General features: G+C 72.4%; 10 protein-coding genes and 1 riboswitch. Of the genes, 2 read left to right on the forward strand and 8 right to left on the reverse strand.

Translation table 11 applies throughout. The features are described from left to right. Positions 1–19: 19 nt before the first annotated feature. Genes ACFWV2_RS08560 through ACFWV2_RS08575 form a run of 4 tightly spaced genes read right to left on the reverse strand, consistent with a single transcriptional unit; the run spans position 20 to position 5,725 of the window. Entirely contained in the window at positions 20–670 is a 651-nt protein-coding gene (locus tag ACFWV2_RS08560; protein WP_384403702.1) for a thymidine kinase, read from the reverse strand. Between the two features lie 60 nt (positions 671–730). Then, complete coding sequence (locus ACFWV2_RS08565) at positions 731–1,936, reverse strand: alkaline phosphatase family protein (RefSeq protein ID WP_384403705.1); 1,206 nt, start codon at positions 1,934–1,936, stop codon at positions 731–733. Further along, positions 1,936–2,532: a DUF5998 family protein gene (locus ACFWV2_RS08570; RefSeq protein ID WP_384403708.1), complete on the reverse strand. Its 597-nt coding sequence runs from the start codon at positions 2,530–2,532 to the stop codon at positions 1,936–1,938. Before ACFWV2_RS08570 ends, ACFWV2_RS08565 begins: the two co-directional genes overlap by 1 nt. A 31-nt stretch (positions 2,533–2,563) precedes the next feature. Continuing rightward, positions 2,564–5,725 (reverse strand): GNAT family N-acetyltransferase, encoded by a 3,162-nt coding sequence (locus ACFWV2_RS08575; protein ID WP_384403711.1) that lies wholly within the window; start codon positions 5,723–5,725, stop codon positions 2,564–2,566. A gap of 215 nt (positions 5,726–5,940) precedes the next feature. Here ACFWV2_RS08575 and ACFWV2_RS08580 point away from each other — a divergent pair, with 215 nt between their 5' ends. Then, positions 5,941–6,222 carry an HPr family phosphocarrier protein gene (locus ACFWV2_RS08580; RefSeq protein ID WP_030211756.1) on the forward strand — a complete coding sequence of 94 codons (282 nt, stop codon included), beginning with the start codon at positions 5,941–5,943 and terminating at the stop codon, positions 6,220–6,222. Positions 6,223–6,365: 143 nt separating this feature from the next. Here the strand turns inward: ACFWV2_RS08580 and ACFWV2_RS08585 are convergent, their stop codons facing one another. The 4 genes from ACFWV2_RS08585 to ACFWV2_RS08600 form a co-directional block, all read right to left on the reverse strand. After that, positions 6,366–7,049: a GntR family transcriptional regulator gene (locus ACFWV2_RS08585; protein WP_384403715.1), complete on the reverse strand. Its 684-nt coding sequence runs from the start codon at positions 7,047–7,049 to the stop codon at positions 6,366–6,368. A gap of 249 nt (positions 7,050–7,298) precedes the next feature. Further along, a complete protein-coding gene (locus ACFWV2_RS08590) occupies positions 7,299–8,069 on the reverse strand; it encodes a M23 family metallopeptidase (protein ID WP_384403718.1) in 771 nt (256 codons plus the stop codon). Between the two features lie 12 nt (positions 8,070–8,081). After that, a riboswitch (cyclic di-AMP (ydaO/yuaA leader) is annotated at positions 8,082–8,247 on the reverse strand. Between the two features lie 240 nt (positions 8,248–8,487). Then, positions 8,488–9,885, reverse strand: coding sequence for a M16 family metallopeptidase (locus ACFWV2_RS08595; RefSeq protein ID WP_384403721.1), 1,398 nt, complete (start codon positions 9,883–9,885; stop codon positions 8,488–8,490). Continuing rightward, positions 9,882–11,240 (reverse strand): M16 family metallopeptidase, encoded by a 1,359-nt coding sequence (locus ACFWV2_RS08600; RefSeq protein WP_384403724.1) that lies wholly within the window; start codon positions 11,238–11,240, stop codon positions 9,882–9,884. Before ACFWV2_RS08600 ends, ACFWV2_RS08595 begins: the two co-directional genes overlap by 4 nt. A gap of 181 nt (positions 11,241–11,421) precedes the next feature. On the opposite strand from ACFWV2_RS08600, the gene ACFWV2_RS08605 reads away from it, so the two are divergent. After that, positions 11,422–13,878 carry a DNA topoisomerase (ATP-hydrolyzing) subunit A gene (locus tag ACFWV2_RS08605; protein WP_384403727.1) on the forward strand — a complete coding sequence of 819 codons (2,457 nt, stop codon included), beginning with the start codon at positions 11,422–11,424 and terminating at the stop codon, positions 13,876–13,878. Positions 13,879–13,897: the final 19 nt, after the last annotated feature.

A 13,897-nucleotide genomic window follows, 5' to 3' on the forward strand; every position in this document is an offset into this window, starting at 1 on the left:
CGCCGGCGCCTCGGCGCCGTCAGGCGTGGTTGACGGGGAGGACGTCCGGGGACAGTGCGCCCGCGTGGGCGGCGGCGGAGGTCATCCGCTTGCGGTGGTGGCGGCGGCACAGCACCTCGTAGCCGACCTCCTCGACCGGGCGGCGCACATCACCGACGACGACCTGCTCACCCTCGACCACCATCTCGCCGCCGACCGTGCGGGCGTTGTGCGTGGCCCGCGCCCCGCACCAGCACAGCGCCTCGACCTGGAGCTGCTCGATCCGGTCCGCCAGTTCGATCAGGCGCTGCGAACCCGGGAAGAGCCTGGTCCGGAAATCGGTGGTGATGCCGAAGGCGAAGACGTCGAGACCCAGGTCGTCGACGACCCGCGCGAGCTGGTCGATCTGTTCCGGGGCGAGGAACTGCGCCTCGTCGACGATCACGTAGTCGGCCTTGCCGCCCTGCGAGAACTGGGCGACCAGGTACGCGTACAGGTCCATGCCCTGGGGAGCCTCGACCGCCTCCGTCACCAGGCCGAGCCGGGACGACAGCTTGCCCTCGCCCGCCCGGTCGTCACGCGTGAAGATCACGCCCTGAAGCCCCCGCGCATCGCGGTTGTGGGCGATCTGGAGGGCCAGGGTGCTCTTCCCGCAATCCATGGTTCCGGAGAAGAAGACCAGCTCGGGCATGACGGGTCGGGACCTTTCAGGTCGTGGGAGGGGACGGGACGGGGAGACGGGACGCGGTGTTCAGGAACGGACTTCGAGCAGCGGGACGAGCTGCTCCGCGGGCGTCATCGACCCGTGCATGCCGACCATCGCGGACTCGTGCGGCTCGTTGACGGAGGCGGTGATCGCCACGTCGTCGTGGGCCGCGGCGACGACGTCGCCGATCCGGCCGTACACCCGCTCGTCGATCTCGTCGCCGAACCAGCCGAGGGAGACGGCCTCGTCGCGGCTCGCCACCCAGAACTGCTCGCCGATCACCTCACGCCAGCAGGTGAGGACGTCCGCCTCGGCGCCGGGCACGGCGTAGACGTGACGGGCCCGGCCCTCGCCGCCGAGGAGGGCGACGCCCGCGCGCAGCTCCCAGTCCTCGTCGAAGTCGATGCGGTGCTGCTCGTCGAAGGGGATGTCGACCATGCCGTGGTCGGCCGTGACGTACAGGGCGGAGCGGGGCGGCAGCTGCTCGGCGAGCCGCTGCACGAGCCGGTCGACGAACATCAGCTGGCCGCGCCAGGCGTCGGAGTCGACACCGAAGCGGTGTCCGGCGCCGTCGAGTTCGCTGTAGTACGTGTAGACCAGCGAGCGGTCGCCGGCGGCGAGCTGCTCGGCGGAGAAGTCCATGCGCTCCTCGCCGGAGAGCCGCCCGTGAAACGTTCCGCCGCTGAGCGCGACCTTGGTGAGCGGGGTCTGCTCGAAGATCGGGGAGGACACCTGGGCGGTGTGGACCCCGGCCTCGTGCGCGAGCTGGAAGACGGTCGGGTACGGCTGCCAGACGTGCGGCGCGGTCCACGGCTTCCAGCGCAGCTGGTTCATCAGCTCGCCGGTCGCCGGGTTGCGCACGGTGTAACCGGGCAGCCCGTGCGTGCCGGGATAGCGGCCGGTGCCGACGGAGGCCAGCGAGGTCGCCGTGGTCGCGGGGAAGCCTGCGGTGACCGGGCGGCCCGTGCCGCCCCGCGAGGAGCCGAGGAGCGAGGTCAGATAGGGCGCCTCGTCCGGGTGGGCCTTGATCTGCTCCCAGCCGAGCCCGTCGATCAGGAAGAGGCAGTTCCGGTCGGCCGGGGCCAACTCCGCGATCCGGGAGGTGAAACCGGGCACTCCCTGGCCGGCGACGAGCGTCGGCAGCAGGTCACCGAGGGAGCCGGAGGCGTACTCGGGGACCGGCGCGGTCTCCGGGGCGAGCGGAACCGGATCGTCGGGCCAGCCGTGGTTCACGGCGGCGGGCTGCACCATCAGCGGGTGGGGGCGGCGGTGGCCGCGATGGCTTCGGAGAGGGCCTGGGCGAAGGCGAGGGTCTGCCGGACGGTGTCCGGACCGTCCCCGGCCTCGCTCACGCGCAGGCTGAGGTCGTCGGCGGTGGCGTTCCCGGTGTAGCCGTGGTCGGCGTCACAGTTGGAGTCGCCGCAGGCGGCGGGCTCCAGATCGATCCGGGAGACGGCACCCCAGCCGATGGTGAGGACGACCTCGCGGGGAAGGGCGCCCGGCGTGTACGACTCCGGGTTGGCGACCACGCGGCTGAGGACGACGGACGAGATCCGGTCCAGCTTCACGGACTCGGTGGACGTCGTGGCGTACGGGGTCGGGGAGCTGGAGTCGGCGGCCTGCTCGTCGGTGTGGCTGACGATGAAACGGTGCGGCGTCAGGACGAGGACGGTGACATGGCGCCGGACCTCGTTCGCGTCGAAGGTGGTCTCCTGGTGCACCACGTACGACGCGACGGCCTCGCCGCCGACGGCGGACTCCACCGCCTCGGCCACGAGGGCCGGGTAGTAGCCGCTGCGCTCGATCGCCGCGCGCAGCCCCTGGGTCGTCGTACCGGTCTTCGCCATGGACTCCATCCTACGGGGCGGTGGGGGCCCCTCAGGCCGTTCCGTAGCTCGGCAGGCTGCGCGGGCCGAGGTCGGTTCGGGGCGGCGGCGGGGCCAGTCGGACGGTGGCGCCGAGGACGGAGAGTCCGCGTGGTGCGACGACCACCGGCTCCAGGGAGACGGCGACGACCTCGGGATGGTCGTCGACGAGCCGGGAGACCCGAAGCAGGACCTCTTCGAGGGCCGGGGTGTCGACGGGGGCCGAGCCGCGCCAGCCGAACAGGAGCGGGGCGGTGCGGAGGGAACGGACGAGTTCGGCGACGTCCCGGTCCGTGGCCGGGACCAGGCGGTGGGTCGTGTCGCCGAGCAGCTCGGACGGCGCGCCCGCGAGGCCGAAGGAGAGGACGGCGCCGACGGCTGGGTCGATGGCGGACCTGACGACCGTGTCGACGCCCCGGGGCACCATGGCCTGCACGACGGGCTGGAGCTCCTCGGGCTTGCCGAGGACCTCGGTCAGCTCGGCGTACGCCGTGCGCAGCTGCTCCTCGGTCGCCAGGTCGAGCCGGACGCCGCCGAGGTCGGGGCGGTGGCGGAGGTGCGGCGCGGTCGTCTTGAGGGCGACCGGGTAGCCCAGCCGGGCGGCCGCCGCGACGGCGGCGTCGGGCGTGGGCGCGGGCAGGGTGGGCAGGACGGCGATCCCGTACCGCGCGAGCAGTTCCCCTGCCTGCTCGGTGCCGAGCGTCACACCGCGGGGGTCGGCCTCCTCGCCGCCGAGCACCCGCTCGATGAGCGCGGCGGCCCCCGCCTCGTCGATGTCCTCGTACTCGGGCACCCGCCCGGGCTCGGCGGCCTGCCGCCGCCACTGCCCGTACCGCACGGCCTCGGCCAACGCCCGCACGGCCCGCTCGGCGGCGGGGTAGGCGGGGATGGTGATGGCGACGCCGGCGGCGCCGGGGGCGCCGGCCGGCTCCTCCGACGACCCGGGGACGGATCCGGTGCCGGGCCCGGCCGTGGAACCGGCCGGGTCCGCGACCCGGGAACTGGCCGGGGCTCCGGGTCCGGACCCGATCGGCGTTCCCGATCGGGCGTCGGCCGGGGCGCCGGGGCCGGACTCGGCCGGGACTCCGGGTCCGGACTTCGCCGGGGCTCCGGGGCCGGACTCGACCGGGGTTTCCGGTCGGACGTCGGTCGGCGTCGGTGGGTCGGCCTGGGCCTGCGCTCCGAGCCGGGGCCCGGCTCCCGTACCCGTCCCCGTACCCCCGCCCCGGCCCCTCCCGGCCGTCGTCGGTCGCGTGCTCGTTGCGATCGCGAGGGCCTCCGCGAGGCCGCCCATCTCGACGTGGACGACGACGACCGGCTTCGTCGGGGTCGGGGCGGAGGCGACGGCCTCGCGGAGGGAGGCCGCGAGGACCTCGCCGTCGCCGAACTCGGTGGCACCGTTCTCACCGACCCAGGGGATCGCGTTCACGACGACCGCGTCGGACGTCTCGTCCGCGAGCGCCGCCGCCAGCGCGTCCCGGAAGTCCGCCGGTTCCGCCGCCGTCGTCAGGTCCAGCGGCCGCAGCGGGCGCAGTCCCTCCGTCAGGCAGGCGTCGTACGTGAGGAGGCCGAGGGACTCGGAGTTGCCGAGGATCGCGACCCGCGGCCCGGCGGGCAGGGGCTGGGCGGCCAGGAGCAGACCGGCGTCGACGAGTTCGGTGACGGTGTCGACGCGGATGACCCCGGCCTGGCGGAGCAGAGCGGAGACCGTGGCGTGCGGGATGCGGGTGACGGGCACCCGGTGGCCGGGCGGGGCGCTGCCGCTGTGCCGGGCGCCCTTGACGACGACGACCGGCTTGACGGCGGCGGTGCGGCGGGCCAGCCGGGTGAACTTGCGGGGGTTGCCGATCGACTCCAGATAGAGGAGGACGACGTCGGTTCCGGGGTCGTCGTACCAGTGCTGGAGGAAGTCGTTGCCGGAGACGTCGGCGCGGTTGCCCGCCGAGATGAAGGAGGAGAGGCCCGCCCCCCGCCGGTGCAGCCCGGCGAGCAGGGCGATACCGATCGCGCCCGACTGGGTGAAGAGTCCGATGCGCCCCGCGGCCGGCATCTGCGGCGCGAGGGAGGCGTTGAGCCGGACGTCGTCGGCGGTGGTGATGATCCCGAAGGCGTTGGGGCCGATGATCCGCATCCCGTACGAGCGTGCCTGCCGGACGAGCTGCCGCTGCCGTTCGCGGCCGTCGGCCCCGCTCTCCGCGTATCCGGCGGACAGGACGACCAGGCCCCGTACGCCGTGCTCACCGCAATCCGCGACGGCCTCCGGCACCCGTTCGGCGGGGACCGCGACGATCGCGAGGTCGACGGGTTCTCCGATGGCGCCGACGGACGCGTGGGCGGGGACACCGTCGAGCTCCGAAGCCTCGCCGGTGGGGAGCGCGGCGTTGACCGCGTACACGCGTCCCGTGAAGTCGGCTCCGAGGAGGTTGCGGAGGACGGTGCGGCCGACGCCGCCGGGGGCGCGCCCGGCTCCGACGACGGCGACGGACCTGGGGGTGAGGAGGCGCTGCACGGAGCGTGCCTCGGCCCGCTGCTCCCGTGCGCGCTGGACGGCGAGGGACCGGTCGGTGGGTTCGAGGTCGAGGTGGAGCCGGACGGAGCCGTCCTCGAAGCTGCGCTTCTGGGTGTAGCCCGCGTCCGTGAAGACCTTGATCATCTTGGTGTTGGCGGGCAGGACCTCGGCGGCGAAGCGCCGGATGTCCCGTTCGCGCGCGACCGCCGCGATGTGTTCGAGCAGGGCGGAGGCGACACCGCGTCCCTGGTGGGCGTCCTGCACGAGGAAGGCGACCTCGGCCTCGTCGGCAGGCGCGGAGGCGGGCAGTCCGCGGTCGTCGATGCGGTCGTAGCGGACGGTGGCGATGAACTCGCCGCCCACCGTCGCCGCGAGCCCGACCCGGTCCACGAAGTCGTGATGGGTGAAGCGGTGGACGTCCTTGGCGGAGAGCCGCGGATAGGGGGCGAAGAAGCGGTAGTACTTCGACTCGTCCGAGACCTGCTCGTAGAAGCTGACGAGGCGGTCGGCGTCGGCGGCGGTGATGGGCCGGATGCGCGCGGTGCCGCCGTCGCGGAGCACCACGTCCGCTTCCCAGTGGTCGGGGTAGTCGTGGTCCGGTGGCTCGGGACGCGCCTGTGGTGCCGGGTGTTCGGCCGCTTCCGACTGCTCCGACGCGCTCTGCATGGGGCCAGCCTACGGCCGCGACACGGCTGTGGCACCGGTCGCGTGGAGGGTGCGCGCCGTGCAAGGTAGGGGCACGCCGTGCAAGGTGGGAGCACGCCGGGTGCGGCAGGAGCGGGTCGGAAGACGGTCCGGTCCGGGCCGGAGGTCGGCGTGGAGCACCGGGCGTCCCGTGAGAGACTGGTCTAGACAACCGCTAAGACTTGAAGGGCAACACCATGGCTGAGCGCCGCGTCAACGTCGGCTGGGCCGAGGGCCTGCACGCCCGCCCCGCGTCCATCTTCGTCCGTGCCGCCACGGCTTCCGGCGTTCCGGTGACGATCGCCAAGTCCGACGGCACCCCGGTGAACGCCGCCTCCATGCTCGCGGTGCTCGGCCTGGGCGCGCAGGGCGGCGAGGAGATCGTCCTCGCCTCGGAGGCCGAGGGCGCCGAGGCCGCTCTGGACCGTCTGGCGAAGCTGGTCGCCGAGGGTCTCGACGAGCTCCCCGAGACCGTCTGAGCCGGGTCGACCTTCTCGTACGGCGAAAGGCCGTGGCTGCCGGAATTCCGGCGGCCACGGCCTTTCGCATTTCCCCCCGAGCGACTTTCGGGCAGCACGGGACCAGCCCGCCGAATTCGCATTCTTTGTATACGGTGCGCGCGTTAATTCCGGGCGCTCGCCGTGTTGACGACATGTTGCGAAACCCTCACACGACCGCGCGTCGGCCTTTTGAGGTGGTGCAGCGGCTGCGAGCGCTCCGCGTGCAGCGCGGTCAGCGCCCGCGCCCGCTCGGCGTCACCGCGCGCGAGGGCGTCCACGATCGCGCCGCGCTCGGCCCAGGCCTCCACCGGCTGCGCGGGCTCCTCGACCGCGTACATCCAGGCGATCTTGTGGCGCAGCTGGGTCAGCAGCGCCGTGAGCGCCGGGCTGCCGGAAGCCTGTGCCAGCGTCTCGTGGAACCAGCCGCCCAGCGAGCGCAGATCCTCGCCCTGACCCCGCCTGGCCCGCTCCTGCCCCAGCCTGACCAGGCCCCGGAGCACCTTGAGGTGGGCCTCGGTGCGCCGCTGGGCGGCTCGTGCGGCGCCCAGTGGTTCGAGCAGCGCCCGCATGTCGAGCAGATCGGCCGCCTCCTGCTCGGTGGGCTCGGCGACCTGCGCGCCCGCGTGGCGGCGGGTGACGACGAAGCCCTCGGACTCCAGGGTGCGCAGGGCCTCGCGGACCGGGACCCGGGAGACCCCGTACCGACGTGCGAGCTGTTCCTCGGTCAGCCGGCTGCCCCGCTCGAAGACGCCGGAGACGATGTCGTCCCGGATCGCCGTGCATACCGAGTGCGCGGGAATGCGCATGTCCGACCTCCGCCTTGGTCTGCGCGAGACAATTCCAGAGGCGCCTGTTCTGCGCCCGATCTGCGACTCTATTGCAGCGCGCCGGAATTTCCGATGCCCCAGCGGAATATGGACGCCTTTTGACCGACGAAAAGCCCCGGCTCAGCACGAGCCGGGGCTTTTGCGACGCGACGCGGACCGGCCCTCGGGGGCCGGGGTGCGGTCAGGGGGTACGGGGTGCGGTGACGCGGGCGCGGCGGACGCCGTGCGTCAGACGCTGACGCCTCGGGCCCGGAGGTAGGCGACCGGATTGATGTCGGAGCCGTACTCGGAGCTCGTACGCGCCTCGAAGTGCAGGTGCGGGCCGGTCGAGTTGCCGGTCGAGCCGGAGATGCCTATCCGCTGGCCCGGTTCGACGCTCTGGCCGACGTGGACCTCGATGGAGGAGAGGTGACCGTACTGGGTGTACGTGCCGTCGTTCATCCGGATGACGATGTTGTTTCCGTACGCGCCGCCCCAGCCGGCCTCGACGACCGTCCCGGAGCCGACGGAGACGACGCCGCTGCCGTAGCCGGCGTGGAAGTCGACGCCGGAGTGGCTGCCGGAGGACCAGAGCGAGCCGCCGGTCTGGTAGCCGGTGGACACGTACGAGCCGGCGACGGGGAGCTGGAAGGAGTTCAGACGGCGGCGCTCGGCCTCACGGGCGGCGCGCTCCTCCGCCTCGCGGATCTCCTTGGCGCGGGCCTCCGCCTTGCGCTTCGCCTCGGCTTCGGCCTTCGCCTTCGCGGCGGCCTCGAAGGCCTCCTGCTCCTGGGCGGCGGCCTGGGCGTTGATCCGGTCCACGAGGGAGTCCTCGGTGATCACCTTGGTGAGCCCGGTGTCCTCGACGGAGCGGTTGTCCGCGTCGGCGGCGAGTGCCGGGGAGGCGAGGGTTCCGATGACGCCGGTGGTGGCGAGTGTCGCGGCGCCGGCGAAGCCCACGCTGCGGCGCGCCATCCGGCTCGAACCACGATGCTTCCCGGTGGCACGGGTGAACGCCATGTAGTGGCTGATCCTTTCCTTCCCTCTCGCCTACCGGGTTAGCTGACGGGTTCGGAGCAGGAAGGTCTCCTACGAGCCCCTCCGTACGAGACGAAGGCGCCCGATTCACCCCAGGGACTACGTGTGGGTCCCCGGCTCCCCAGGCTCGCGCCTGACGGGGACTCGGCGATGACTGTCCGGTTGCCGCGGGTGCGGCGGGTGCAACTGCCGAACAGACGCAACGACGCTATGCGGATCACCTTTCAATCACCAACCGGACCGGCCTGTTTGTAAGACATGCCACAGAGCAAACGATCACCCTTGCTGCCAATACGGACAAAGGGGAGGGCTCCGACGACATCGTTCGTCGGAGCCCTCCCCGTGCCCCTCTTCTCAGGATCCGGCCGGAACCGGTCCCGGCCGGGGCCAGGAGCCGGAATCAGCCCGTCACGACGGTGACTTCACCGATGCCCAGCGCGCGCACCGGGTCCGCGATCTGCGACGCGTCACCCACGAGCACCGTGACGAGCCGGTCCACCGGGAAGGCGCTGACCACGGCCGCGGTCGCCTCGACCGTGCCCGTCTCGGCCAGGCGGGCGTACAACTGGGCCTGGTAGTCGTCCGGAAGGTGCTGCTCGACCTGGTCGGCGAGCGTCCCGGCGACGGAGGCGGCCGTCTCGTACTTGAGCGGGGCGACCCCGACGAGGTTCTGCACGGCCGTCTCGCGCTCGGCGTCGGTCAGGCCCTCGGCGGCCAGCGTCCGCAGCACCTTCCACAGGTCGTCGAGCGCCGGGCCAGTGTTGGGCGTGTCGACGGAACCGCTGATGGCGAGCATCGCGGCGCCGTTCCCCTGGCTGTCCGAACGGAGCACCTGCGCGAAGGCGCGCACCCCGTAGGTGTAGCCCTTCTCCTCGCGCAGCACCCGGTCGAGTCGCGAGGTGAGGGTGCCGCCGAGGCAGTACGTGCCCAGGACCTGGGCCGACCAGACGCGGTCGTGCCGGTCGGGACCGATGCGGCCGATCAGCAACTGGGTCTGGACGGCGCCGGGTCGGTCCACGATGACGACCCGTCCGGTGTCGTCGGCGGTGATCGGCGGCATCGGGAGCGGCTCGGCAGGCTCGCCGGTCCAGGCGCCCAGGGTCTCGGCGAGGACCTTGTCCAGGTCGACGCCGGTCAGGTCGCCGACGACCACGGCGGTGGCCGTGGCGGGCCGGACGTACGCCTCGTAGAAGGCGCGGACCGCGGCCGCGTCGATCGCCTCGACGGTCTCCTCGGTGCCCTGGCGCGGCCGCGACATCCGCGACTCGGCAGGGAAGAGCTCCTTGGACAGCTGCTTGGCGGCGCGACGGGCCGGACTGGCCGTCTCGTGCGGGATCTCGTCGAGACGGTTGCGCACCAGGCGCTCGATCTCGGTGTCCAGGAAAGCCGGGGCGATCAGGGCCTCGGAGAGCAGCCCGAGGGCCTTGGGCAGCCGGGAGACGGGGACCTCCAGGGAGACCCGTACGCCCGGGTGGTCGGCGTGCGCGTCGAGCGTGGCGCCGCAGCGCTCCAGCTCGGCCGCGAACTCCTCGGCGCTGCGCCGGTCGGTGCCCTCGGAGAGCGCGCGCGCCATGATGGTGGCGACACCGTCGAGACCGGCGGGCTCGGCGTCCAGCGGGGCCGGCAGGAAGAGCTCCACGGCCACGACCTGCTGACCGGGGCGGTGGCTGGTCAGCAGCGTCAGGCCGTTGTCCAGCTTGCCGCGGTCCGGGGCGGGGAAGGCCCAGGGCCTGGCGACGCCGGGCGTCGGCTGGGGGTGGAAGTCCATGCTCGTCAAAGACACGGCGGCGTCGGTCACTGGTCCGCTCCCTCTGCGTCGTCATCGCCGTCGGCGTGGTCGCTCTGCTCGGTCGCCAGGGGCTCGTAGACGAGCACCGCGCGGTTGTCGGGGCGCAGCGCGGCCGCGGCGGCCGCCCGCACCTCGTCGGCGGTGATGTCCAGGACCCGGTCGACGGCCGTGAGGGCGAGCTGCGGGTCGCCGAACAGCACGGCGTACCGGCACAGTTCGTCGGCGCGGCCCGCGACGGTGCCGAGGCGGTCGAGCCACTCGCGCTCCAACTGGGCCTGCGCGCGCTCCATCTCCTCCGGCGTGGGGCCCTCCGCGGCGAACCGGGCGAGCTCCTCGTCGACGGCCGCCTCGATCCGGGGGACCTCGACGCCTCCGGAGGTCTTGACGTCCAGCCAGCCGAGCGAAGGCGCTCCGGCGAGCCGCAGCAGGCCGAAGCCGGCGGCGACGGCCGTACGGTCGCGGCGGACGAGACGGTTGTGCAGACGGGACGACTCGCCGCCGCCGAGCACCGTCAGGGCCAGGTCGGCGGCGTCGCACTCGCGCGTGCCGTCGTGGGGCAGCCGGTAGGCGGCCATCAGCGCGCGGGCCGGGACCTCCTCCTCGACGACCTCGCGCAGCTGCTCGCCGATGACCTCGGGCAGGTCGCCGGAGCGCGGTTCGGGCTTGCCGTCGTGGCCGGGGATGGAGCCGAAGTACTTCTCGACCCAGGCGAGGGTCTCCTCCGGGTCGATGTCGCCGACGATCGACAGCACCGCGTTGTTCGGGGCGTAGTACGTGCGGAAGAAGTCCCGCGCGTCCTCCAGGGTGGCCGCGTCCAGGTCGGCCATGGAGCCGATCGGCGTGTGGTGGTAGGGGTGGCCCTCCGGGTAGGCGAGGGCGGTCAGCTTCTCGAACGCCGTGCCGTACGGCACGTTGTCGTAGCGCTGGCGGCGCTCGTTCTTGACGACGTCCCGCTGGTTCTCCATGGACTCGTCGTCCAGGGCGGCGAGCAGCGAGCCCATGCGGTCGGCCTCCAGCCAGAGCGCGAGCTCCAGCTGGTGCGTGGGCATGGTCTCGAAGTAGTTGGTGCGCTCGAAGCTCGTCGTGCCGTTGAGCGAACCGCCCGCACCCTGCACCAGCTCGAAGTGCCCGTTGCCGTGGACCTGCTTCGAGCCCTGGAACATCAGGTGCTCGAAGAGGTGGGCGAGGCCCGTGCGGCCCGGGACCTCGTGCCGTGAGCCGACGTCGTACCAGAGGCAGACCGCGGCGACCGGGGTCAGGTGGTCCTCCGAGAGCACCACGCGCAGGCCGTTCGCCAACCGGTGCTCGGTCGCTGTCAGGCCGCCGGAGCCGGCCTCGGCCGTGGCCGTGTGACCCATGGGCATGTACGTCCCTTCGATCGCGATGTGAAAAGGTCCTGCCACTGTATGCAAGCGCGCCGACACCTGACGAAGTTCCCGTCCCTTCGAGAAGTCCCTCTTCCGGGTCGCGGTCGGCGTTGTCGGTGGCAAGGTCCACAATGGTCCGCGTCAGTTCAACCATGTTGGTGAAGGAGCCGCAGCCGCGATGGCCCGCCGCAGCACGAAGACACCGCCGCCGGACGACGCGTTCGAGGAGCGAATCCTCGACATCGACGTCGTCGACGAGATGCAGGGCTCCTTCCTCGAGTACGCGTACTCGGTGATCTACTCGCGTGCCCTCCCCGACGCCCGGGACGGCATGAAGCCCGTCCAGCGCCGCATCGTCTACCAGATGGGCGAGATGGGGCTCCGCCCCGACCGGGGCTTCGTCAAGTGCGCCCGCGTCGTCGGCGAGGTGATGGGCAAGCTCCACCCGCACGGCGACGCCTCGATCTACGACGCCATGGTGCGCATGGCGCAGCCCTTCTCCATGCGCCTCCCCCTCGTCGACGGCCACGGCAACTTCGGCTCCCTCGGCAACGACGACCCGCCGGCCGCCATGCGGTACACCGAGTCGCGGATGGCCCCGGCCGCGCTGCTCATGACCGAGTCCATCGACGAGGACACGGTCGACTTCTCGCCGAACTACGACGGCCAGGAGCGGGAGCCGGCGGCGCTGCCCGCCGCCTACCCGAACCTGCTGGTCAACGGCGCGTCCGGCATCGCGGTCGGCATGGCGACCAACATGCCCCCGCACAACCTCGGCGAGGTCATCGCCGCGGCCCGCCATCTGATCCGCCACCCCGGCGCCGACCTCGAGACGCTGATGCGTTTCGTGCCCGGGCCCGACCTGCCGACCGGCGGCCGGATCGTCGGCCTCTCCGGCATCAAGGACGCGTACGAATCGGGCCGCGGCTCGTTCAAGATCCGCGCCACGACGAGCGTGGAGACCGTGACGGCCCGGCGCAAGGGCATCGTCGTCACCGAGCTGCCCTTCACGGTCGGCCCCGAGAAGGTCATCTCCAAGATCAAGGACCTGGTCGGCTCCAAGAAGCTCCAGGGCATCGCGGACGTCAAGGACCTCACCGACCGCAACCACGGCCTTCGCCTGGTCATCGAGATCAAGAACGGCTTCGTGCCGGAGGCGGTCCTCGAGCAGCTCTACAAGCTGACGCCGATGGAGGAGTCCTTCGGCATCAACAACGTGGCGCTGGTCGACGGCCAGCCCCTCACCCTCGGTCTCAAGGAGCTCCTGGAGGTCTACCTCGACCACCGCTTCGAGGTGGTCCGGCGCCGCTCCGAGTTCCGCAGGACCAAGAAGCGCGACCGGCTCCACCTCGTGCTCGGCCTGCTCGTCGCGCTGCTCGACATCGACGAGGTCATCCGCCTCATCCGGGAGAGCGACAACTCCGCGCAGGCCAAGGAGCGCCTGATGGAGCGCTTCTCGTTGAGCGAGATCCAGACGCAGTACATCCTGGACACCCCGCTGCGCCGCCTCACCCGGTTCGACCGGATTGAACTGGAGAGCGAGCGTGACCGTCTCAACGGCGAGATCGACGAGCTGACCGGAATCCTGGACTCCGACGCGGAGCTGCGCAAGCTGGTCTCGGCGGAACTGGCCGCGGTCGCCAAGAAGTTCGCGACGGACCGGCGGACGGTCCTGCTCGAGTCGGCGGGCGCGCCCGTCGCGGCCGTGTCCCTGGAGGTCGCGGACGACCCGTGCCGGGTGCTGCTGTCCTCCACCGGACTGCTCGCCCGTACGGCGACGGCGGAGCTGCCGGAGGCCGACCCGGACGCGAAGCGCGTCAAGCACGACGTGATCCTGTCGGCGGTGGCCGCCACGCAGCGCGGCGACATCGGCGCGGTGACCTCGCAGGGGCGGCTGCTGCGGATCGCGGTCATCGACCTGCCGCAGCTCCCGGACACCGCGAGCGTCCCGAACCTGGCGGGCGGTGCGCCGCTGTCCGAGTTCCTGTCCCTGGAGGCCGACGAGACCGTCGTCTGCCTCACCACGCTCGACGAGTCCTCGCCCGGCCTCGCCATCGGCACACGCCAGGGCGTGGTGAAGCGCGTGGTGCCCGACTATCCGGCGAACAAGGACGAGCTGGAGGTCATCTCCCTCAAGGACGGTGACCGGATCGTCGGCGCGACCGAGCTGCGGACGGGCGAGGAGGACCTGGTCTTCATCACCTCCGACGCCCAGCTGCTCCGCTACCCGGCCTCGCAGGTACGGCCCCAGGGCCGCCCGGCCGGCGGCATGGCGGGCGTCAAGCTGTCGGCGGGCGCCGAGGTGCTCTCGTTCACGGCGGTCGACCCGGCCGCCGACGCCGTCGTCTTCACCGTCGCGGGCTCCACGGGCACCCTGGACCCGGCGGGCACGTCGGCGAAGCTGACGCCCTTCGACCAGTACCCGCGCAAGGGCCGGGCGACCGGCGGTGTCCGCTGCCAGCGCTTCCTGAGGGGCGAGGACGTCCTGATCCTGGCGTGGGCGGGTGCCGCGCCGGCCCGCGCGGCCCAGAAGACCGGCACCCCGGTGGACCTCCCGGAGCTGGACCCGCGCCGAGACGGCTCGGGCACCCCGCTCCCCCACCCGGTGGACGTGGTGGCGGGCCCGGCGAGCTAGGACGCCGTCGAAGGCGCCC

Origin of the sequence: Streptomyces sp. NPDC058671, from assembly GCF_042716475.1 — a bacterium.
In the GTDB taxonomy this organism is placed as follows: domain Bacteria; phylum Actinomycetota; class Actinomycetes; order Streptomycetales; family Streptomycetaceae; genus Streptomyces.

Coding starts and splice junctions, on each gene's coding strand:
- ACFWV2_RS08565 (WP_384403705.1), bottom strand. CDS start 1,936: ATGGTGCAGCCCGCCGCCGTGAACCACGGCTGGCCCGACGATCCGGTT.
- ACFWV2_RS08560 (WP_384403702.1), bottom strand. CDS start 670: ATGCCCGAGCTGGTCTTCTTCTCCGGAACCATGGATTGCGGGAAGAGC.
- ACFWV2_RS08570 (WP_384403708.1), bottom strand. CDS start 2,532: ATGGCGAAGACCGGTACGACGACCCAGGGGCTGCGCGCGGCGATCGAG.
- ACFWV2_RS08585 (WP_384403715.1), bottom strand. CDS start 7,049: ATGCGCATTCCCGCGCACTCGGTATGCACGGCGATCCGGGACGACATC.
- ACFWV2_RS08605 (WP_384403727.1), top strand. CDS start 11,422: ATGGCCCGCCGCAGCACGAAGACACCGCCGCCGGACGACGCGTTCGAG.
- ACFWV2_RS08590 (WP_384403718.1), bottom strand. CDS start 8,069: ATGGCGTTCACCCGTGCCACCGGGAAGCATCGTGGTTCGAGCCGGATG.
- ACFWV2_RS08580 (WP_030211756.1), top strand. CDS start 5,941: ATGGCTGAGCGCCGCGTCAACGTCGGCTGGGCCGAGGGCCTGCACGCC.
- ACFWV2_RS08600 (WP_384403724.1), bottom strand. CDS start 11,240: ATGCCCATGGGTCACACGGCCACGGCCGAGGCCGGCTCCGGCGGCCTG.
- ACFWV2_RS08575 (WP_384403711.1), bottom strand. CDS start 5,725: ATGCAGAGCGCGTCGGAGCAGTCGGAAGCGGCCGAACACCCGGCACCA.